The organism is Lysobacter sp. M2-1 (genome assembly GCF_022662495.1).
Taxonomy (GTDB): Bacteria; Pseudomonadota; Gammaproteobacteria; order Xanthomonadales; family Xanthomonadaceae; genus JAKPBU01.
On the sequence record NZ_JAKPBU010000001.1, the window covers coordinates 2,010,028 to 2,030,349 of the forward strand.

General features: G+C 65.3%; 28 protein-coding genes. 24 read left to right on the forward strand and 4 right to left on the reverse strand.

Annotated features, from left to right (window positions below; translation table 11 throughout):
• The first annotated feature begins 109 nt into the window (after nucleotides 1-109).
• The 22 genes from MC375_RS08720 (at nucleotide 110) to MC375_RS08825 (ending at nucleotide 15,163) form a co-directional block, all read left to right on the forward strand.
• Entirely contained in the window at nucleotides 110-589 is a 480-nt protein-coding gene (locus MC375_RS08720; RefSeq protein WP_242102883.1) for a chemotaxis protein CheW, read from the forward strand.
• Between the two features lie 75 nt (nucleotides 590-664).
• Entirely contained in the window at nucleotides 665-1,003 is a 339-nt protein-coding gene (locus tag MC375_RS08725; protein ID WP_242102884.1) for a hypothetical protein, read from the forward strand.
• A 1,165-nt stretch (nucleotides 1,004-2,168) separates the two neighbouring features.
• Entirely contained in the window at nucleotides 2,169-2,483 is a 315-nt protein-coding gene (locus MC375_RS08730) for a hypothetical protein (RefSeq protein WP_242102885.1), read from the forward strand.
• A 71-nt stretch (nucleotides 2,484-2,554) separates the two neighbouring features.
• On the forward strand, nucleotides 2,555-2,839 hold the full coding sequence (locus tag MC375_RS08735; protein WP_242102886.1) for a hypothetical protein: 285 nt from the start codon (nucleotides 2,555-2,557) through the stop codon (nucleotides 2,837-2,839).
• Between the two features lie 774 nt (nucleotides 2,840-3,613).
• The gene (locus tag MC375_RS08740; RefSeq protein ID WP_242102887.1) at nucleotides 3,614-4,243 is read left to right on the forward strand and encodes a DUF2242 domain-containing protein; all 630 of its coding nucleotides are present in this window, start codon (nucleotides 3,614-3,616) and stop codon (nucleotides 4,241-4,243) included.
• A 58-nt stretch (nucleotides 4,244-4,301) separates the two neighbouring features.
• Nucleotides 4,302-4,709, forward strand: coding sequence for an SRPBCC family protein (locus tag MC375_RS08745; protein ID WP_242102888.1), 408 nt, complete (start codon nucleotides 4,302-4,304; stop codon nucleotides 4,707-4,709).
• A 128-nt stretch (nucleotides 4,710-4,837) separates the two neighbouring features.
• The gene (locus MC375_RS08750) at nucleotides 4,838-5,458 is read left to right on the forward strand and encodes a class I SAM-dependent methyltransferase (RefSeq protein ID WP_242102889.1); all 621 of its coding nucleotides are present in this window, start codon (nucleotides 4,838-4,840) and stop codon (nucleotides 5,456-5,458) included.
• Nucleotides 5,459-5,471: 13 nt separating this feature from the next.
• Complete coding sequence (locus tag MC375_RS08755) at nucleotides 5,472-5,747, forward strand: hypothetical protein (protein WP_242102890.1); 276 nt, start codon at nucleotides 5,472-5,474, stop codon at nucleotides 5,745-5,747.
• 238 nt (nucleotides 5,748-5,985) lie between these two features.
• On the forward strand, nucleotides 5,986-6,798 hold the full coding sequence (locus tag MC375_RS08760) for a hypothetical protein (protein ID WP_242102891.1): 813 nt from the start codon (nucleotides 5,986-5,988) through the stop codon (nucleotides 6,796-6,798).
• Nucleotides 6,799-7,029: 231 nt separating this feature from the next.
• Complete coding sequence (locus MC375_RS08765) at nucleotides 7,030-7,506, forward strand: hypothetical protein (RefSeq protein WP_242102892.1); 477 nt, start codon at nucleotides 7,030-7,032, stop codon at nucleotides 7,504-7,506.
• Nucleotides 7,507-7,561: 55 nt separating this feature from the next.
• Nucleotides 7,562-8,155 (forward strand): hypothetical protein, encoded by a 594-nt coding sequence (locus MC375_RS08770; RefSeq protein ID WP_242102893.1) that lies wholly within the window; start codon nucleotides 7,562-7,564, stop codon nucleotides 8,153-8,155.
• Between the two features lie 196 nt (nucleotides 8,156-8,351).
• Nucleotides 8,352-8,912 (forward strand): DUF1579 domain-containing protein, encoded by a 561-nt coding sequence (locus MC375_RS08775; protein WP_242102894.1) that lies wholly within the window; start codon nucleotides 8,352-8,354, stop codon nucleotides 8,910-8,912.
• A 220-nt stretch (nucleotides 8,913-9,132) separates the two neighbouring features.
• Complete coding sequence (locus tag MC375_RS08780) at nucleotides 9,133-9,480, forward strand: DUF2200 domain-containing protein (protein ID WP_242102895.1); 348 nt, start codon at nucleotides 9,133-9,135, stop codon at nucleotides 9,478-9,480.
• A 716-nt stretch (nucleotides 9,481-10,196) separates the two neighbouring features.
• Entirely contained in the window at nucleotides 10,197-10,736 is a 540-nt protein-coding gene (locus MC375_RS08785; protein ID WP_242102896.1) for a T6SS immunity protein Tdi1 domain-containing protein, read from the forward strand.
• A gap of 86 nt (nucleotides 10,737-10,822) precedes the next feature.
• Nucleotides 10,823-11,092 carry a hypothetical protein gene (locus MC375_RS08790; RefSeq protein ID WP_242102897.1) on the forward strand — a complete coding sequence of 90 codons (270 nt, stop codon included), beginning with the start codon at nucleotides 10,823-10,825 and terminating at the stop codon, nucleotides 11,090-11,092.
• The gene (locus MC375_RS08795) at nucleotides 11,089-11,634 is read left to right on the forward strand and encodes a hypothetical protein (RefSeq protein WP_242102898.1); all 546 of its coding nucleotides are present in this window, start codon (nucleotides 11,089-11,091) and stop codon (nucleotides 11,632-11,634) included. Before MC375_RS08790 ends, MC375_RS08795 begins: the two co-directional genes overlap by 4 nt.
• A 135-nt stretch (nucleotides 11,635-11,769) precedes the next feature.
• Complete coding sequence (locus tag MC375_RS08800; RefSeq protein ID WP_242102899.1) at nucleotides 11,770-12,186, forward strand: DUF1801 domain-containing protein; 417 nt, start codon at nucleotides 11,770-11,772, stop codon at nucleotides 12,184-12,186.
• Nucleotides 12,187-12,230: 44 nt separating this feature from the next.
• Complete coding sequence (locus MC375_RS08805) at nucleotides 12,231-12,587, forward strand: hypothetical protein (protein WP_242102900.1); 357 nt, start codon at nucleotides 12,231-12,233, stop codon at nucleotides 12,585-12,587.
• Between the two features lie 80 nt (nucleotides 12,588-12,667).
• Entirely contained in the window at nucleotides 12,668-13,420 is a 753-nt protein-coding gene (locus tag MC375_RS08810) for a CPBP family intramembrane glutamic endopeptidase (protein WP_242102901.1), read from the forward strand.
• Between the two features lie 40 nt (nucleotides 13,421-13,460).
• On the forward strand, nucleotides 13,461-13,787 hold the full coding sequence (locus MC375_RS08815; protein WP_242102902.1) for a low molecular weight protein tyrosine phosphatase family protein: 327 nt from the start codon (nucleotides 13,461-13,463) through the stop codon (nucleotides 13,785-13,787).
• A gap of 323 nt (nucleotides 13,788-14,110) precedes the next feature.
• Entirely contained in the window at nucleotides 14,111-14,449 is a 339-nt protein-coding gene (locus MC375_RS08820; RefSeq protein WP_242102903.1) for a YciI family protein, read from the forward strand.
• Nucleotides 14,450-14,725: 276 nt separating this feature from the next.
• A complete protein-coding gene (locus MC375_RS08825; protein ID WP_242102904.1) occupies nucleotides 14,726-15,163 on the forward strand; it encodes an NIPSNAP family protein in 438 nt (145 codons plus the stop codon).
• A 49-nt stretch (nucleotides 15,164-15,212) separates the two neighbouring features.
• Here MC375_RS08825 and MC375_RS08830 read toward each other — a convergent pair whose 3' ends face one another.
• From MC375_RS08830 to bioA, 3 genes are all read right to left on the reverse strand, one after another.
• Nucleotides 15,213-15,944, reverse strand: coding sequence for an MOSC domain-containing protein (locus tag MC375_RS08830; RefSeq protein WP_242102905.1), 732 nt, complete (start codon nucleotides 15,942-15,944; stop codon nucleotides 15,213-15,215).
• Nucleotides 15,945-16,344: 400 nt separating this feature from the next.
• Entirely contained in the window at nucleotides 16,345-17,082 is a 738-nt protein-coding gene (locus MC375_RS08835; protein ID WP_242102906.1) for a 16S rRNA (uracil(1498)-N(3))-methyltransferase, read from the reverse strand.
• A gap of 127 nt (nucleotides 17,083-17,209) precedes the next feature.
• Entirely contained in the window at nucleotides 17,210-18,604 is a 1,395-nt protein-coding gene (gene bioA / locus MC375_RS08840) for an adenosylmethionine--8-amino-7-oxononanoate transaminase (RefSeq protein ID WP_242102907.1), read from the reverse strand.
• A gap of 68 nt (nucleotides 18,605-18,672) precedes the next feature.
• Between bioA and nudE the strand changes: the two genes are divergently transcribed.
• Together nudE and cysQ are read left to right on the forward strand one after the other, a co-directional pair.
• The gene (nudE, locus tag MC375_RS08845; protein ID WP_242102995.1) at nucleotides 18,673-19,209 is read left to right on the forward strand and encodes an ADP compounds hydrolase NudE; all 537 of its coding nucleotides are present in this window, start codon (nucleotides 18,673-18,675) and stop codon (nucleotides 19,207-19,209) included.
• Nucleotides 19,206-20,000, forward strand: coding sequence for a 3'(2'),5'-bisphosphate nucleotidase CysQ (gene cysQ / locus MC375_RS08850; RefSeq protein WP_242102908.1), 795 nt, complete (start codon nucleotides 19,206-19,208; stop codon nucleotides 19,998-20,000). Before nudE ends, cysQ begins: the two co-directional genes overlap by 4 nt.
• Nucleotides 20,001-20,039: 39 nt before the next feature.
• Here the strand turns inward: cysQ and MC375_RS08855 are convergent.
• Nucleotides 20,040-20,322, reverse strand: a 283-nt coding sequence (locus tag MC375_RS08855) for a hypothetical protein (protein WP_242102909.1), incomplete at its 5' end; no start/stop codon positions are given.

A 20,322-nucleotide genomic window follows, 5' to 3' on the forward strand; every position in this document is an offset into this window, starting at 1 on the left:
CCAGGCGCGCAGCACCAAAGTCGAAGGGCAACACAACAAGCCCGTTCGTCCTGAGCGTAGGCGCACAGCGCCGAAGTCGAAGGACAAGAGCCACCAGGAGCAGCACCCCATGACCACGGACACCACCACCCAGGAAATCCGCGGCGTCCTGATCCAGGTCGAGGGCGCGCACCTGCTGCTGCCCAACGCCACGATCTCGGAAGTGCTGTCCTATTCCACGCCCGAGCCGGTCGACAACGCACCGGACTGGCTGCTCGGCCGCCTGCGCTGGCGCGGCTGGCAGGTGCCGCTGGTCTCGTTCTCGCGTCTGTCCGGCACCGCCGAAGAGCACGGCGGCCTGGGCAGCAAGGTCATCATCCTCAAGGCCCTGGGCGGCAATCCCAAGTTCCCGTACTTCGCGCTATTGACCCAGGGCTTCCCGCGCCTGGTCACCGTTTCCCGCGACCGCCTCGCCTTCGATGCCGAGGAACAATCCGGCCTGCCCGAAGCTGTCCAGGCCAGCGTCACCCTCAACGAAGACCTCGCCTGGCTCCCCGACCTGGCCCGCCTGGAAACCATGATCGGCGAGGCGTTGCGCGCTGCGGCTTAAGCCGTTACGCCCCAACATTGCTGGTGTAATCCGTTACGCCGACATTTCAGGGGTCGAATAGGTAGTTAGGCCTCAATGGACAGCCCACTAGATTTCGAGCAATTCCTGGATGCTACGTGCAACATCCTCGACGAGGATGGTTTCGCCGCGTACCTGCCCACCCTGTTTGTTGATGACGAGATCCTTGTACTAGAGGGCATTCCGGATTCCGTCTCGGACACAGAGGCATTGAATGATGTCGGGACCGAGTACGGGCTTGGGAGCAACGGCACGTTCTTTGCTGTGCTTGCGGCTGCTGAGACAGTTGTAGCCGGCGAGTTCTCCACAACTGGCTGGCGCTTCGTGCAAATCCAGCCTGGCAGTTCCGGACTAGTTGTCTCGCCGGTAGAGCGGCCGTTGTGGTTCCGGCTTTGAGGCCTAACAATTCATTCAAGCCGAAGCCGCTTCGCGGCTCGGCTTAATTCAGGCGTTAGGCCGCACGTAGAACAACCAAGGAGTGGTTTATGCGCGCCATGCCGCCAATCGTTCTCCGGTTCCTGCCTGACTTGGCTCGCTTGTGCGCCCGGCCGTTCTGGCGGCTGCTGGGCATCGGAGCCCTATCGACCCATCCTGCGTTTCTCGCAGCACTCCCGACAGGCGCCCTGTTGTGGTCGGCTGCCGGCCACACGGGGCGGCGGTTGATCACCTCCCAACTGTTCCCGGGCCGCGTTACAGTGCGGCCTAACAGTTCGTTCAAGCCGAGGCCGCTTCGCGGCCCGGCTTAACTCAGGCGTTAGGGCCCATACCGTGAATGAGCCGTGGTTTGGAGTTCTTTTAGTAGTTGCCGGCTTGGCGTTGCTTGTCGCCACGCTGATCAACTTTCGTGCCCTGGTGCATCATTCCGGCCTGCTCAGCCATTGGGCAATGCTTGTACCGCCTACCCGCGTTGGCCTCTCGGCGGTTGCGTTGTTCTTGGTGCTGCTCGGCGTTCAGATCATTCGATATGCTGCAGGGCACACGTCAGGCAGGACGGAGATCGCGTTCCTCATGGCGGCACTCTTAGCCGGTGGGCTTCTTCATGACACGGCGGTCTGGGTGCTAGCGTCTCGTAGGGCGCGCCGCAATGGGCCCTAACAATTCATTTAAGCCGATGCCGCTTCGCGGCACGGCTTAATTCAGGCGTTAGGCGCCTATCCAACTCCATGCGCACAGCCGTCATTCTTCTCTGCATAGCCCTGACCTCATGTGCAGCCCCGCGGGAGCGAGTGTGGGTTTCAAACATGTGCCTTTCCCCACAAGAGGCGAACCAATGGGCACGCCTTTCTGCTCCACCTGCTGATGCCCAAGCCCTGCGCGGACTAGCAAAGTCCGGTTTCGCCAACCCACCTGGCAACCCCAGTGAGGAGTGGTACGTTAACGCCGGGCAGCTGCTCTACTGCCAATATGAGGGGCACTGCATTGCAGAGACCTGGACCTTCACTGGTCCTGAGGGGAGCCGACGCATCGTGGACAAGAACTCGTGGGTCTGCGTTACGGCGCCTAACAATTCATTCAAGCCGAAGCCGCTTCGCGGCTCGGCTTAATTCAGGCGTTAGGCCGCATGAGCAACTACGTGATTCCTTTGTTCTTCTCCATGTTTGCACTAGCGATTGTCTGGCTTGTGCTGGTTCAACTACTGTTTCGCTCGCTTGCGAAGAGCCACCCAGCCATGTACGAGCGCATTGGTAGTCCACGTGGGTTCGAGCCAAAGGCCACTCCCGCCTTGTTTAGCTTCCTATTGACTCGCAAGCCGGAGTCTCTTGGCGATCAGGCCATGCTGGTACGCGCCAATGTCATGCGCGTTCTTTTGGCCGTATATCTGTTTGGCTTTGCGCTGCTGGTCTACATGGTTATGTCGGCGCAAAATGCGGCCTAACAATTCATTCAAGCCGAAGCCGCTTCGCGGCTCGGCTTAATTCAGGCGTTAGGCGCCATAAGCAGCTCCGGATGAATCCAGATCAGTTGCCGCCCCTCTACCGCTATATCCCCGTTTGGACCCGACGTGATGATCGGCTGTTCCTTTATCGCATCGTGGAGATTATTGGAGTCGGGTTCGTAGCCCAAAGTTGTGATTACCTCAGCACTGACTCAGATCCAGAGTACATCCGTCAACTTGAGCGGCAGTTCATAGAGTTGCTGTTCGAGCTTCCCCCTGAGCAGCGCATGCAGCCTCAGTCATCTATCCAGGCGGCTATTGCAGACTTCGATACGCAGTTCCAAGATGGCGCCTAACAATTCATTCAAGCCGACGCCGCTTCGTTCCGGCCACAGGCATGGCAAAGAGAGCTTGCCATGCCCGCAGCCTCCACCCCGCAGCGCGGCTTAATTCAGGCGTTAGGCGTCACATCAAATTCTCTGACTGGCCCAACTTCACCATCGGTAATAGATATGCGGCTCGCAGCGATAATCGCCCTGCTATTTTTCTTGACTCAACCAATATTTTGTTTCGCTGCATCTGGCTCGCCCGAATCCTACCGCGCTACTTTGAAGTCTAAGAAGCCATCTTCTGAGCTAAGAGCCTGTCTTGTGTCCGCGTGGAAGGAAAAATATCCAGATCTAAAGTCCAGACCAAACGCTCATGCGTGGCGAGTGATTGCCTACGACGCACATAACAAGATGCCGGTCGCGGATGCTTCTATCTACGCTGGCGGCAATGGTTCGATTGTCGAATTTCGCGCTTATGGTGAGTCCATAAAGTGGACTCGCAGTCGCCTTGAGGCATGCCAGTGACGCCTAACAATTCGTTCAAGCCGACGCCGCTTCGTTCCGGCACCAGGCTTACAAATGGTGTCACAGACATTTTCCGCGCACGGGGCGACTGCCCTGAGACACTATTCGTCCGGTCGGCTTCCCCCACGCCCAGATCCAGCCCCGCCGACCTGGCGCCGGACACCGCACGCCCGGCACACGGCGTTCAGCGCCACTGAACATCGCCGCCGATACACTTGCCGGTCAGTCCAAACGGCCGTCCCCCGCATGCTTTCCGTACACCTGCCGTGCCGCTCCATGGCGCTTGCAGCGGTCCTGGCCTCGTCGCTGGTCGCCTGTGGCTTCAACCGTGGCAAGGAGCCGCCGCCGCCCCTGGGCGAGACCTTCGGCGCCGAGGACACGTACTCGCGTAGCTACCCGGTTGCGCCGGCCGCCGCCTGCGAGGCGGCGCGGCGTGCGCTGCTGGGGCAGGGCTATGTGATCGGCAAGGCCACCGTGGACACGCTGGAGGCCATCAAGAGCTTCCAGCCCGAGTCCGACGTTCACACCCAGCTCAACGTGCGCGCCACCTGCGTGCCAAAGTCGGGCGGTGGGTCGATCGTGTTCGTCAACGCGGTGCAGGATCTCTACTCGCTCAAGACCACCACCAAGTCGGCCAGCGTCGGCCTGAGCGTGCTCGGCTCGGTCTCGCTCCCGATCGGCACCAGCGGCGCCAACCTGGTGCGCGTGGCCAGCAATACCGTGCAGAACAAGGACTTCTACAGCCGCTTTTTCCAGCGGGTGAAGTTCTACCTGCCCAGCACGGAAGACGTCGGCCAGCCGGTGCTCCCGCCGGAGCCGGAAACGCCACCCGACCCGGTGCCACCAGCCCCCGCGATCATGCCTCCGGCGCACGAGGCCGAACGTGATGCGGACGGCGGCAACTGATCGCAGGCAGGACGGTCCGCCTCCGGCAAACACCCGCATTCGGTTCGAGGAACGCACCATGGCATCGGTCCATCGCGAAAGCATCATCCAGGCGCCGGCCCAGCAGGTATGGGCCGCGCTGGCAGACGTCGGTGCGCTGCACACCCGGCTGGTGCCCGGCTTTGTCGTCGATTGCGTGCTCGATGGCCGCGTGCGAACGGTATCCTTCGGCACGGGGATGACTGCGCGCGAGACGATCCTCGACGTCGATGCCGCGCGGATGCGCATCGCCTGGCTGGCCGAAGCCGAAGGCCTGGAGCATTACAACGCCTCGGCCCAGGTGATCGATGCCGGCGGCGGGGCCTGCCGCGTGGTCTGGATCGCCGACCTGTTGCCCGATGCCGCCGCGCCCGGCATCGCCGGCATCATCGAGCAGGGCCTGGAAACGATGAAGCGCCACCAGGAACAGACCCACGCCGCTGGCTGACTGCAATCGGGGTAGGAGAACTACCGGCTGCAGTCCCGCCCACATCGAGTCGGATATCCAGGATGACATCGACACACTACGAAGATCCGGACGTCGTCCGTCGTTACGCGCAAGGCCCGTCCGCTTTCGTGCCGGCCTACCAGTACATGCAGCGTATGGCCGGCCAGCTACTGCACGAGGGCATAGGAGCGACAGGTGAAGTCCTGGTGCTTGGTGCCGGCGGTGGCCTGGAGCTCGAAGCCTTTGCCACGCGCTCCCCGGGCTGGAGTTTCATGGGGGTCGATCCTGCTGGCGAAATGCTGAAGGCGGCCCGGGAGCGGGTCGCTTCGGTGGGCGCAAGCAATCGGGTGCAGTGGCATCAGGGATACATATTCGATGCCCCACGTGGCCCGTTCGATGCGGCGACGTGCCTTCTGACACTGCATTTCGTTCCGGACGATGGCGAGAAGGAGCGCACCCTTGCTGAAATTCGGCAACGTTTGAAGCCGGGTTCGCCATTCGTGCTTGTCGACTGCTGCATCGACCTGGCCGCACCTGACGCTGCGCGCGGGCTCGCCCGGTACCGGAACTTCGCGCTCGAATCCGGCGCGGAGCCCGAGCAGGTCGACTCGACTTGCGTGCGCCTGACCACGGTACTGAAGATGGTCAGCGCCAGCCGCGAGGAAGAATTGCTTGCAGCGGCCGGCTATTCGGATATCGAACTTTTCTACGCCGGCCTCTCGTGGCGGGGATGGCGGGCGACTGCTTGACCCGAAGGCGGGCTTGAGCCCGCCCTACGCAACTACGGGGATGACTGCGCGCGAGACGATTCTCGACGTCGATGTCGCGCGGATGCGCATCGCCTGGCTGGCGGAAGCCGAAGGCCTGGAACATTACAACGCCTCGGCCCAGGTGATCGATGCCGGCGGCGACGCCTGCCGCGTGGTCTGGATCGCCGACCTGCTGCCCGATGCGGGCGCGCCCGGCATCGCCGGCGTCATCGAGCAGGGCCTGTCAGTGATGAAGCGCCACCAGGAAGAGCTCCGCGCCGCTGGCTGACGCCGGCCACGATCTCCGGTTGCAGGCGCACGCTTTCCGCAAGCGCGCCTCGCTTCATCCGCCGACGCACCCGCAACCTGCCGTCTCCCCCGATGCGCCTTATGGCCGCTTGAACGCCGGAACCTCGTTGCCTGATGGAACAGGTCCGCCTTGCGCGCCCTGTCGAAACCTTCCCGGGCAGCACGCGCCCCGGAAGCCGAAGCATCCCGCCACGGAACTCCGGGAGCAGCCAGAAGTGATGAACTTCAACAGGTACCTGTTCGAATACGTGTTCCTGGCAGCGGTGTTCGTGCTGAGCGTTGCAGGGTTCTGGAACATCTATGCCGGCGAGGATGCCGCTCCCAACGGTTTCCACCACCTCCATGTGGTCACCAACTTCATCTGGCTGTCGTTGTTGCTGTGGCAGCTGAGCCTCATCGGGACCAACCAGCACGCCACGCACAGGAAGGTGGGCCTGTCGGTCCTGTTCTTCGGCCCGCTGCTGGTCGCGAGCGCGGCATTGCTGTCCGTGCACTCCGCGCACAAGGGACTGGTGTCCGGGCGCGGCGATTTCCTGATCGTGCAGAACGTGATGGTGACCCTGGAACTGGGCTTGCTCATCCTGCTGGCATTCGTGCTGAAGAAGTGGCGCAAGCTGCACGGCGCATTTCTCCTGAGCACCGCCATGCTGTTCATGGGCATCGCCCTGTTCTTCGCGCTGATCGGGTTTGTGCCCGCCTTCCGGATCGAAGGGCCGGAGACCTTCTACAGGTTCGAAACCGCCGCAACCACCGGGCGATACGTCTGCCTCGTGGTGGGCGTTCTTTTCCTGGTCAGGGACCCGAGGAACGGATGGCCGCTGCTGCTGGCGAGCTCGTTCTTTTCCGTCAATGAACTGATCCGGTCCTTCCTGGAAGCACGCGAGCTGATCCAGCCGTTGACCGAATTCGTCGGTTCGATGAATCCGCTGCTCGCGTTTTCGGGCAGCTTCGCCGTCGTGCTTGTCCTGCTGGCGGCGACCGGCATCCGCGGTGCAAGGCCAATCGCGTCGCCTCGCCAGGCACCCGCCTGATACCTGGAGGCGAGGGGAGCGCGCGATTTCCCCGGCAAGACGACGCTGCGCCCGGCGCAGTCAGCGCGCCGGGCGCGTGCCCGGTTTCACGGTGACAAACGGCACGCGTGGCGATCGCGTGGGGCGCCATAGGATGCGGCGAGTCCACGGCCCAACGCCCGGGACCTTGGGGAGCCCATGACAGGCCCGACACGAACCCGCGCGCGCTGGACCATCACCACGCTGGTCGCATTGGCCGAGCTCGGCCACCTCGCGTGGGAATACTTCCATGGCGGCGTGGTCAGCCACCACCTGCTGAACCGGGCCGACCTGCCCGCGATCTCGAATGCATGGGGTGCGGTCTTCCTGCCGGCGCTGGCGTGGTTCCTGTCCGGCCCGGTACTCAGGCGGGCGAAAACACGGCGCGCCGCCAAGGGGATCGCTGCAGCATTCCTGGGGTCGCTGCTTGTCGGCGTTGCGTTGTCGGTCGCTTTCACGCATGGCATGGAAGATGTCTCGTCCTGGATCTTCCTCGGCATGCTGCTCGCAGGGCTCTTCCTGCCGGTGTACCGCGCCGAGTACGTGCTCGGCTTCGTCCTGGGCATGACGTTTACCTTCGGCGCCATCCTGCCCACGGCGGCCGCCGCATTCGTTGCCATCGTGTCCGCGATCGCCCACCATCTCCTGCGCCCGGCGCTTGGATGGCTATGGGCGAGGGCGCGCGCCTGACGATTCATTCAAGCCGCCGCCACTTCGCGACGCGATTGAGCGATTGGGCCACGCAATGACACGAGTCGCCCGCTACAGGATCAGCTATTTCGTTCTGCTTGCGCTCCTTGCGGGCGGGACGTACTTCGCTATTCGTGCAGCCGGCAACGCCCGCATTGCGCTTGCTGCGGCGATCGTTCTCCTGCTCATTCCCGGCCGGATTCAGGGCCTGTTGTTGCGGCCGTTGTTTCGCGGCCAACGCGAGCTCGCTCAGGGCAGGGCGGCCGACAGTGTGCGCCAGTTCGAGGCTTTGATCGCGCTACTGGAGCGCCAGGCCTGGCGCAGGTGGGCACTTTGGCTGGGGTGGACGCTGTATACGCCAAGCGCGAAAGCGATGGGCTACAACAATCTCGGGGTGGCTCACGCAGACCTGGGTAATGCGTCATCCGCCAGGCAAGCATGGGAGTGCGCGCTCGCCATTGATCCGCTCTACCCAGTGCCTTATGCCAACCTGGCTGCACTGGCTGCGGCAGATGGGAGCGCCGAGCAAGCGACAAGCCTCCTGGTACGCGCCGAGCAGCTTGGCTATACGGGGGGACCTTTGGATCAGGCGACCCACCGGGTACAGCAACTGCTCGCCGCAGTCGAGTCGCGCGGGCCGTCGGTGTAAAGCCTGCCAATCATTTGAGCCGAAGCGCCGTCTGCGCGCAGCTTGACTTAGGCCTGTCCCGCGGTCGAACCGGCCATGCATCAGTCCTCGTGCCAAACGCGCCGTGAGGTGGATGGTGTCCGAATCCGGCGAGTAGTCGTGGCGTGCGGCGTGTATCACTCGGGCGCCGCCGACAGGCTCACCGGAATGCAGGACCATGAACGAGACGCTTCGACGCAAGCCGCTGCGGAAAGCGTTGGCGGCGCTTGGTTTGGCTTGCATCGCTCCGGCCGTGGCGGCTTCCGGGGCCACGGCGCCCACCTCGCCGGAATGCATCGCCGCGGAATACCGCCAACTGGATTTCTGGATCGGCGATTGGAACACGCTCGAGGCCGATGCCCCCGAGGGGCCATCCATCGCGCGCGCCCGCGTCGAGCCCATCGCCCAGGGCTGCGCCATTCATGAGCTCTATGAGCAGAACGATGGACTGATTGGTGACAGCATCCTGAGCTACGACCCGGTGCGCAAACAGTGGCAGCAGACCTGGGTCACCAATCGCGGCGCGATCATGGTGCTCTGGGGCGGCTTCAAGGACGGCGCGCTGGTGCTCGAAGGCGAGTCGCATCTCAAGGGCGGCAGGTCGGTCATGCAACGCATTACCTGGAAGGCCCAGGATGAAGGCGTGCGCGAGTCGGCGATGCAGTCTAAAGACGGCGGCAAGACCTGGACGCCGGCGTTCGACGTGCTGTTCGTGAAGCGCGCGGGCGGGCAGGAGTGAGCGACGCAGTCCTGACCTGACGTCCGGTTCACGCCGGACCCTCGTCGTGGGGGGTGCTTCCGTGGGAGCACGGGAACGCCTAGGTCCCTATCAGTGGTCCATCACTTGATTCGAGCCGGACGCGCTTCGCGGACCATGGGCATGCGTCAATTGCGAGCGCTTTCGTTCTTGTTGCAGTATTCGTGTGCATCGAGGCACGGGTATCGCGGGAGTCGGGAACATGGCCAAGCACCGCATCTTCAGCACCGCGTTCGCCAAGGTCTATCCGATGTACGTGCAGAAGGCGGAAGGCAAGGGCCGCACCCGGGTCGAGGTCGACCAGGTCATCCGCTGGCTGACTGGGTACACCCAGGCTGGGCTGGAGCAGCAGATCGCGCAGGGCACCGACATCGAGAGCTTCTTCGCGCAGGCGCCCGCCATGCACCCGAATACCGCGTTGGTGAAGGGCGTGGTCTGCGGCGTGCGCGTGGAGGAGGTGGAGGACCCGCTGATGCGCAAGATCCGGATCCTGGACAAGCTCATCGACGAGCTTGCCAAGGGCAAGGCGATGGAGAAGATCCTGCGCTGAGCGCGGGCGCTCAGACGATTCGACCGGTGCCGTGCGTGGTCGTGGCCTGCCGCCGATCTTCGCAATGACTTTCAAGCCGCATGCGGCGGGTCTTGGCCCGCCATCGGCGGTGATCCCATGCCGCCACAGCCTTTGGCTACCCCTGTTCCCCGGGTGGGCCTGCAGAGCGGCCGCCCCGGTGCCGGGCGCCGCCCAATGCGTGCCGCCTGCGGCCGGTCGGGCTCCGGCCGCCAACGACAAGCCCCCGCACGCGGCCGACGGGACTCCAGCGGCCACCCTAAGCAACCAGGCGCAAGCCCCGGAGCCCGGCCTTCCGCCCAAATTGCCTTGCGCGCAAGCTAAATCCGCTCGCGCGCAAGCCAAAACGGCTTGTGGTTGGACCAAATTCGCTTGCGCGCAAGCGAAATCCGGTTGCGTGCAAGCCAAAACGGCTTGCGGTTGATATGCCGGTGCCTTGCGCGCAAGCCAATTCGGCTTGCGATTGATATGCCGGTGCCTCGCGCGCAAGCGAAATCCGCTTGCGCGCAAGCCACGGAGCGCGGCGTTCCGGCCAATCAGGCTTGCGCGCAAGGGTCGGGCCCGGGCTGCGGCGGGTTCCCGGTCGAATCCCGCAAGCCGCGTAAGGCGGGTCAAGACCCGCCGTTGGGGCATGAAGTGCCGCCGTTGGATCGGCGAAGCGAACGTAGGGCGCGTCTCGACCCGCCATCGCGCCATCAATGCTGCAAGCCGTGGTCACCGGTATTCTCCGGTTGGGGCCGCCCGCCAACGATCCATCGAACCGCAGCCGCTCCAACTCTCCACAAGTCGGACAGGTGCGCATGGAGCTGATCGCGATCATTGCAGAGGCGTGGGGCTGGACCGGGCTGGAGCCGGAGGAGATCGTCGGGGAGAACGATTTCGGCAACCTGATGATCAGGGACCAGAGCGGCCGCTACTGGCGCATGTGTCCGGAAGACCTGTACTGCAAGGTTGTCGCCGATTCCCGCGCCGCGCTGGATGCGCTGTCGCAGGATCAGGAGTTCCTGCACGACTGGTACATGACCGAACTGGTGCAGCAGGCGCGCGAACGCCTCGGCCCGCTCGCGCCAGAGTTCAAGTACTGCCTCAAGATCCCCGGCACGCTCGGCGGCGAGTACGGGGGTGATAACCTCGCCACGATCTCGCTCGTTGGGCTCGTGTCGGCTTCGGGCGACATCGCCCGGCAGATCGAAGGTCTCCCCGACGGCGCGCAGGTCAAGCTCAATATCGTCGACTAGCGCACCGCAAGATGCATTCCATCCGCAGTCGCTGCGCGCGACGACTCACTGCGGCGCAGGCGACATCGATCGACCACGGAGGTCGTATGCACACCAAGAACGGTAAGCCGCTGCAGGTTTCCGGAAGCACGCTGTACAGCGCAGCAGGTCAGGTCGTGGGTCGCATGCGGGAAGACAAGCTGTTCGGCCAGAACGGCCGCTATGTCGGCACTGTCGTCGGCGATCGCCTGGTGTACCGGTCATCGGACAGCGCCCGGGTCGCGCCCGGCTTCGCTTCGGCGAGATGCGCGCCCCGATCGTTGCCCAGCCGCCCGAGATCCGCCGTGCGGGGTGATGAGCCGGTGATTCCGGAGTGAGATGGTTCCGCGTGCGTTTGCGGGTTGCTGTCCAACAATTGATTCGTGCCGGATCCGTTTCGCGGGTCGGCTTGGTCCACACGACATACGTCAAAGAAGGGGGAAAAATGGCGACGGAGGGTACGAGAGATTCGTGGTATTGGCCCAAGATCACCAACATCGCCGACGCGGCCCAAGCATCCGATCAGGGCTTTTGGGCTGCCGTGCTCGTTGCGGGCATAACAACCGTCATCGCAACGATCACTGTATTTGCTGGACGCGAGATTGCGGCGATAAATCCCTATGCATACATCGATGCCGCTCTGTTCGCATTAATCGCCTGGCGCATAAGACGCCGCTCAAGGGCGTTTGCAGTTGTTGGTTTGGTTCTCTTTCTGTTTGAAAAGATCCATCAATTTTCAGTCGAACCGCAGGTTGCATCGGTTGGCGCAATCATGGCTATCTTTTTCGTGCTTCTTTTTATCAACGGCATTCGCGGTACCTTTGCGTTTCACCGTCTGGCACAAAAGAGCGTAGGCTCCACGCTGCAGCAGGATGTGTAGCAGTGACGTAGTCCGGGTAAAGCCATAGGCCGCACCCGGGAGCGGTCGGAACGGGCGACCATCCCGGATGCGCTTCGCTTATCAGGGCTACGTTGCTCAAGCCGAGTCCGCTTTGCGGGTCGCCATGGAGATTCCATGACCGGGAACAAGACCAAACCGACCGACGCGAACGTGTCCGCATTCCTGGATGCGATCGAGGACGATCGGCGTCGCGAGGACTGCCAGGCGCTCATGACCATGATGGGCAGGATGACGGGCAAGCCCGCCGTCATGTGGGGCGGCAGCATCGTCGGTTTCGATACCTATCACTACAAGTACGAAAGCGGTCGCGAGGGCGACTGGGCGGTGACCGGATTCTCGCCGCGGAAGGGAGATATCAGTGTCTACCTCACTGCAGCCAGCGCGGATCAGGCCGATCTGCTTGCGCGGCTGGGCCGGCACAAGATGGGTAAGGCCTGCCTGTACATCCGCAGGCTCTCGGACATCGATCCTGCCGTGCTGGAGCAGCTCATCGCGGCATCCGTTGCAGAGGTCAAGCGGAGATACGGCTAGACCGGCTGTCCCACGGATCGGTTCACCCAGGCACGAGGCATTCAATGAGCATTTTCGACAAACTGTTTGGTCGACCCAAGGCCGCCGAGCCGCCACCGGAGCATGCGGTCATCGTGAATTTCGAATACGGGTCCACGGATCTGGATCCGATATTCGCGCTGGAGACCCGGCTCGAAGAGGCGATTTCTGCCGCGGGTGCCGGTGAGTTCGACGGCAACGAGATCGCGACGGACGGCAGCGACGGGTCCTTCTACATGTACGGGCCCGATGCCGACCGGTTGTTCGCGACGGTCCGGCCGGTCCTGGAGTCGACCGGTTTCATGCAGGGGGCGCAGGTCAAGTTGCGTTATGGGAAAGCGCAGAGTGGGGCGCGCGAGCAAGTGATCGTGCTGGGCGCGTGAGGCGTTCAAGGCGGAGCGGTCGCATCCTGTCCGGACGACGTTGCTGAAGCGACCGGCACAGCACGGCGGGGGAGGAAGTGTTGACAACCAACAACGCTGCAAGTCGCAAAGGGACTAGGCCCGATCGGGTGCCTGCGCTGGGGCTGGCAGGCTCCGCCGCGCTGTTCGGCACAGCTGCTCTGCTGCTGTTCCTGACAACGCGGGTTGCCATCCCGGCGTTGGTTTCCGCCACGGGGGCCGAGGCGGTGGTGATGTGGTTCCTGGCGGCGAGCCTCGTGCTCTTTGGCCCGCTGCTGCTTGCGGCTGCTCTGTTGTTACGTCGGGAGAGACGTGCAGGAACGCAGGAGTCGTTGGGAGCGCGGCTGCGGCTGCGTCCGATGAACGGCGGCGACTGGCTGTGGGCGGCTGGAGGGTTGGTGGCCGTCGGCGCGCTGACCGGCGGCATCGGCGCCACGCTGCGGATGCTGCACTACGGGGCCGGCCTGCAACCCTCGTTCATGGCGTTCGAGCCGCTGGGCCCTGGCCGGTACTGGATTCTCGGGGCGTGGCTTCCATTCTTCGTACTGAACATCGTGGGGGAAGAGTTTGTCTGGCGGGGCGTCGTACTGCCGCGGCAAGAGGCTGCCTTCGGTGGAAAGGCCTGGCTGATCAACGGGGTCCTATGGTTGCTGTTCCACGCCGCCTTTCCCTGGCAGGTCCTGTTGACCCTGGTGCCGATCACGGTGTTGCTGCCCTACGTCGTCCAGCGGCGGCGCAACACATGGGTGGGGATCGTGATCCACGCCGGGTTCGGAGCGATGGGCTTCCTGGCCCTGGCATTCGGGCTTGCGTGAGTGACGTAGATTGAGACCAGCCCGCCGATCGGCTATCGCGATGACCCGCAACGTGCTTTTCATCTGCAGCCAGAACCGCCTGCGCAGCCCGACGGCGGAACAGGTGTTTGCCGATTGGCCGGGGATCGAAACCGCATCGGCCGGTCTCAACCATGACGCCGAGAACCCGCTGACGCCCGAGCTGTTGCAGTGGGCGGACATCGTCTTCGTGATGGAACGCATGCATCGCAACAAGCTCTCGGCCCGGTTCAAGCCGCATCTCGGCGACACGCGCGTGGTCTGCCTGGAGATTCCGGACGATTACGCCTACATGGATCCGGACCTGATCGAGCTGCTCAAGGCCAGGGTGCCGCGTCACCTGGCGTGACGCGTTTGCGCGGGCTCGGGTGCGCCGGCGCCGGGACCTGGATGCGCTACGGGAACTCACTTCCCTTGTAGGAGCGCCGCTCCGGCGCGACCGGGATGTGTCCGGAGCACCGGTCGCGCCCGGGCGCCCCGCCGGGAACGGGCGGTGGGGGTGCCGGTGTCATTTGTTGGCGCCCCCCCCGGGCGCGCGGGTTTGGGGCCGGGCCCCCGGGGCGCGCGGCCGCGACGCTCGTGCACGGGCCGGTCGGGTTCCGGTTGTCACTTTTCGCGCCCCTCATTCGTCATGACAGGAAGGGCGCCTGGCCCGGTCGACTGGAGAGACCGTTGCACTACCTGCTCATCATTGCCCACGACGACACGTTCGCACCCACCGAGCGCCTGGTCACGGAGATCCGGGACTGGGTGACGGCCATGGAGGCCCGGGGCGTGCGCGTGCACGGCAATCCGCTGCGGCCGGCGTCCGAGGCCGTCACCGTGCGGGTGCGCGAGGGCGAAGCACGCCGGAAGCATGGACCGTTCTCCCGCTCGCGCGAGCAGATGTGCGCGTACGAGCTGATCCAGTGCGCCGGCTTGGACGTCGCCGCCGAGGTCGCGGCCCGGCATCCGATGGCCGCGGCCGCCACCATCGAGGTCCGGCCGGTGTGGGGCCAGCTGGCAGGCTGAGAGTTGGTGCTGTGGCATGCGGGTACTTCGAACGCACACGGCCCTGTGTTCGCAACGGTTGCGGCGCCCGCCGGGGTTGGCGTCGCGGATGGACGTATGACTTGCCCCGGAACTGCGCCCATGTCTCGCGCAGCGCGGCTTCCCGGGACTTCTGGCCGGTGCGCCGGACGCGGAATCGGGCTGTAATCCGCCGAGCCGAGGCGGACGTATCAGGTGGCTCGATGCAGCGCACCCGTCCACCCGGGAATCGCACAACCACTTGTGAGCAGACTCATCATGCGCAACGTTGTGATCTTGTTGTTCCTGAGCCTCATCGCCCTGACCACCAGTGCCGGCGCCAGCGAACCGGATCGCTTCGTCTGCCACAGCAACGGCAGCAGCCTGCAGCAGCTGCGCATCTACGAAATCAATCGCGCCAACCAGGATGCGTTCCACCAGCGTTTCCAGGATCACGCCCTGCGCATCATGCGCCGGCATGGCTTCAGCGTGATCGACATGTGGGAGAGCGATACCGGCGAGAAGCTGCAGTTCGTCTACGTGCTGTCCTGGCCGGACCGGGCCACGATGGACGCGCGCTGGAAGGCGTTCCTGGCCGACAAGGAGTGGATCGAAATCAAGCGGCGCACCGCCGCGGCAAGCGGCGAGCTGGTCCGCGAAGCTAATGGCCAGCCCCTGGTACGCGTGTCCTACAGCCCGGCTTGCAAGGCAGACTGAGCATTCGCGGCGCGCGCCTGGCGCACTCGCGCGCCTTGCGTGCAGACGATTACGTGGCGGATTCGACCACCACCGCATCGCCGACCGAGACGCGGCCCGGCGCCACGGTGGACCCGTAGACGCCGAGGCATCCCTGGCGCTCGCGCGCCACGGTGCGCAGGATCTCGGGAGTGCGCACGGTCGTGGCCGGGTCGATGGTGATCACCACGCACCGGCCATCGCGCTGGTCGATGCGCATGCGCAGGCCGCCGATCTGCAGCACGCGGCCCACCCAGTCGTCTTCCTGGAACGGCGCTTCGTCCGTGGCTTCCACCAGCAGGTTTGGCCGGAAACGCGAGACGTCGAGCCGGTCGCCGACCATCTCGCCCAGCGCGGACAGGGTCTGGGTCGTGACCAGGGACAGCGGGAAGGTGTCGAAGATGCCGCGGTCCTGCTTGATCGCACGGATGCCGGCGGGGTCGAGTTCGGCCGCCAGCGCCTGATCCGTCACCTCGAGCACGGCGCCCGACGGCGTTCGCACGACGGTCGGCGACTTGTCCGGCCGCTCCGGCTCGACGAACGAAGGACGATAGTGGTTGAGGTCGGCGCGCTGGCGCAGCGTGAACCAGGGAAATCCGCTGCGCGGCGCATCGCCGCGGACGAAGGCCCAGCGGCGATCCCCGGCCAGCCCGTGCCACGACACGTCGACCTCGGCCAGCGCTTCGGCGGCCATCGATTTCACCGGGTAACGCCACAGGCCCACGACGCGGCCGGCCGGACTTTGATTGCGGAAATCGTTCATACGGCATCCTCTTGTCAGAGACGCCCTTGCCATCCGGACCTGCGTCGAGCGTGACGGACCTTCGGTCCGCTGCAGCGCCCCTCGAGGCAGGGTCGGCTGCGGGTGCAGCGCGACGGAGATAACGCGCATAGCTCAACAACATCGGCCGGGGCTGTCAATCCGGATGCGGCGCACAGTGCCTGCAACGCGACGGCATCAGGGCGCGCGCAGCCTGAAAGCCTAGTTCGACTCCGGGATGCGCGGCTTTCCACGCCGTCATCCCCGCGAAGGCGGGAGGCGGTTTTCAGCAGCCGCAGGCCGGTCATCCATGGACTTCAACCCATTGGGACCAACGTCCATGGGTTCCCGCCTTCGCGGGAACGACGAGCAAAAAGCAGGACACTTGCTCTTGAGAAAGGGTCTAGGCGAAATCGCCGTAGCGCGCCTGCAGCGCGGCGATGGCGGCCAGGCCCGCGGTTTCGGTGCGCAGCACGCGCGGGCCCAGGCGCAGGCCGGTGAAGCCGGCGCCGCGCAGCAGGGCGAGGTCGCCGGGCGACCAGCCGCCTTCGGGGCCGATGGCGATCACGACCGTGCATTCCGCACCCAGATCCAGCGACGCCGAGGTGGCATCGGCATCCGGATCCAGGGCCAGCCGGCGCGACTCCGGCGAGAGTTGCGCCAGAGCGCGCGACAGCGGCTGTGGCGCGTCGATCTGCGGAATGCGCGCGCGCCCGCTCTGCTCGCAGGCCGAGATCGCCACGCTGCGCCAGTGCGCCACCCGTTTGTCGGCGCGCTCGCCGTCCAGCTTCACCTCGCCGCGCTCGCTGAGCACCGGCGCGATCCCGGCCACGCCGAGCTCGGTGGCCTTCTGCACGATCCAGTCCATCTTCTCGCCGCGCGCCAGCGCCTGCAGCAGGACGATGCGCAGCGGGGATTCGTTGCCGATCGCGCGCATGGCGACGATTTCCACGGTGGCGTCGCGCTTGCCCGCGGCCACGATCCGCGCGTCATGGTCGCAACCGTCGCCGTTGAACAGCACGCAGGCATCGCCCACGCCCAGGCGCAGCACGCGCAGCAGATGACCGGCCGCGGAGTCGGGCAGGGTGGCGGCGGCGCCGACGGACAGCGGCGCGTCCACGAAGACGCGGGTCAGACGCATGGTGCCCGCTCTGCGGATGCTGTGGGAGCGGCTGTCGTGGGAGCGGCTTTAGCCGCAAGAGCATTCGCGGCCAAGGCCGCTCCCACGGAGGCGGCTGCAACCGAACGCGCTTGCACGAGAATCGGGTTCATGCCGTGGCCTCGTCGATCGCCGCGCGGGTGACTTCGGTGAGCAGCTGCAGCTGGGTCTCATCGATGCAGTAGGGCGGCATCCAGTACAGCACATCGCCGAGCGGCCGCAGCACCACGCCACGCGCCAGCGCGGCGCGGTACGCGCGCAGGCCGACGCGCAGCGACGGGGCGAACGGCGTGCGCCTGTCACCGTCCCGAGCCAGCTCGAAGGCCACGATCATGCCGGTCTGGCGCACGTCGGCCACGTGCGGGTGACTGGCCAACCGCGCGGCCAGCTCGCGCATGCGCGTCGCGGTGACGCGGTTGTGCGCCAGCACGTCGTCTTCCTCGAAGATCCGCAACGAGGCCAGCGCCGCCGCGCAGGCCAGCGGATTGCCGGTGTAGCTGTGCGAATGCAGGAAGGCGCGCTCGCGCGAATCGTCGAGGAAGCCGTCGTAGATCGCCTGCGTGGCGAGCACCGCCGACAGCGGCAGGAAGCCGCCCGTGAGACCCTTCGACAGGCACAGCAGATCCGGCTGGATGCCTGCCTGCTCGCAGGCGAACATGGTGCCGGTGCGGCCGAAGCCAGTAGCGATCTCGTCGGCGATCAGCAGCACGCCGTGCACGTCGCACAGTTCGCGCACGCGCTTGAGGTATACCGGGTCGTACATGCGCATGCTGCCGGCGCACTGCACCAGCGGCTCGAGCACCAGCGCGCAGACTTCGCCCGGATGTTCGTCGAGCACATGCGCCAGCACGTCGGCGGCGTCCTGCGCATGGCCTGCAGCGCTCTGGCCTTCGCGCGCCAGGTAGGCATCGGGGGAAGGGACGAACATCGCCTGCATCAGCAGCGGTGCGTACACGCGCCGGTACAGCGGGATGTCGCCGACCGCCAGCGCGCCGATGGTTTCGCCGTGGTAGCCGTTCTCCAGCGCGATGAACCGGGTGCGCCGGTGTTCGCCCTGGTTGTGGAACCAGTGGAAGGCCATCTTCAGCGCAACTTCGATGCCGGCCGAGCCGTTGTCGGCGTAGAACACCTTGGCCAGCGGCGCGCGCCCGGCCTGCGTCGGTGCAATCCGGAGCAGGGCTTCGGCCAGTTCGATCGCCGGCTCGTGGCTGAAGCCGGCCAGCATCACCTGCTCCAGGCGCATCGCCTGCGCCGCGATGGCGGCCGCGATGCGCGGTTCGGCGTGGCCGAACAGGTTGGTCCACCAGCTCGACACTGCATCCAGATAGCGGTTGCCATCGTGATCGAAGAGCCAGGCGCCTTCGCCGCGTGCGATCGGCACCAGCGGCAATATGTCGGGGTGCTCGCGCATCTGCGTGCACGGATGCCACAGCACCGACAGGTCGCGCGCCTGCCAGCCGGCGGCGTCGTTTAGAATCGTGTTCGAGTGAGCATCGTCCTGCATCCCCCGATTATCCCCTGCCGCATGGCGCGCCGCACCGGCCCCGGGCGCCGCCCGTGAGCTCTCGCCGCCTGCCCACCATCCACGGCGTCACCCGGCGCAGCGAAGGCGAGCGCGTGGTGGAGGAGCTGGACCTGGAGTTCGGCAACGGCGAACGCCGCCGCTACCACCGCGTGCACTCGGGCGGCCATGGCGCGGTCGCGGTGGTGCCGATGCTCGACGCGGACACCGTGCTGCTGGTGCGCGAATACGCCGCCGGCGTGCACCGCTACGAACTGGGCCTGGTCAAGGGTCGCATCGACGCCGGCGAAACGCCCGAACAGGCCGCCGATCGCGAACTGAAGGAAGAAGCCGGCTACGGTGCCAGGCGGATCGAGGTGCTGCGCACGCTGTCGCTCGCGCCGACCTATATGAGTCACCAGACCCATCTGGTGCTGGCCCGTGATCTGTATCCGCAGCGGCTGCCGGGCGATGAGCCCGAGGAACTGGAAGTGGTGCCATGGAAGCTGGACCGGCTGCACGAGCTGATCCTGCGTGAGGAATTTTCCGAAGGCCGCTCGATCGCGGCCCTGTTCATCGTGCGCGAATGGCTCAGGAACCACACATGACCCTCGATACCCAAGTGCGCGACGGCGTGATCGCCCTGGCGCGGGATGCCGCCGCGCGCATCCTCGCCGTCTACGAGACCTGCTTCGACGTGGAGCACAAGTCCGACGCCAGCCCGCTGACCGAGGCGGACCTGGCTTCGCATGCCTGCATCGTCGAAGGCCTGGAGCGGCTGACGCCGGACATCCCGATCCTGTCGGAGGAATCGGCCGAGCAGGTGCCGGCGCTGCTGCGCCGCAGCTGGCCGCGGCTGTGGGTGGTCGATCCGCTCGACGGCACGCGCGAGTTCGTCAAGCGCAACGGCGAGTTCACGGTGAACATCGCCCTGGTCGAGGACGGCGTGGCGGTGTTCGGCGTGATCCAGCAACCGGTCACCGGCGCGCTGTGGCACGGCGCGCCCGGCGCGGGTGCATTCCGGCGCGAAGGGGATACGGACATGGCGATCCACTGCCGCCGACCCGCTGTTGCGCCGCTGCGCGTGGCCGCCAGCCGCTCCCACCGCGACGCGCGCACGCAGGCGTTCATGGACCGCATGGGCGAGACCGAGCCGATGGCGCAGGGTTCGTCGCTGAAGTTCTGCCGCATCGCCGAAGGTGCGATGGACGTGTATCCGCGCTTCGGGCCGACCAGCGAATGGGACACCGCCGCCGGCCAGGCGATCCTGGAAGCTGCTGGTGGCTTGGTGATGGACCCGCGTGGCAGGCCGCTGCGCTACAACCAGCGCGATACGGTGCTCAACGGGGATTTTCTGGCGTTGGGGGATCCATCGTTGCCTTGGCGGGAGTGGTTGTAGCGTCTTGCGCGTGTGGGTGATCGGCCCACAGCTTGACCGTCATCCCCGCGCAGAGGCTGCCCCCGCGAAGGCGGAGGCGGGGATCCAAGGATGTTGCTGCTGTTTTTCCGCAGGTTCCGGACGTATTGGCCTTAAGAGCAGGGCTTTCGCCTGCCGGCGAGTTACTTTCTTTGCTGGTGCAAAGAAAGTAACCAAAGAAAGCACCTCAATGGATCCAGATCGCTCAAGGAATGCGGATGCCGAAGCAATTTTCGGACTCGCCATCCATGGCTCGATCCGAAAACGGCGGCCATCCATGGCCGCCGCCCCTTCGGGGTTTCCG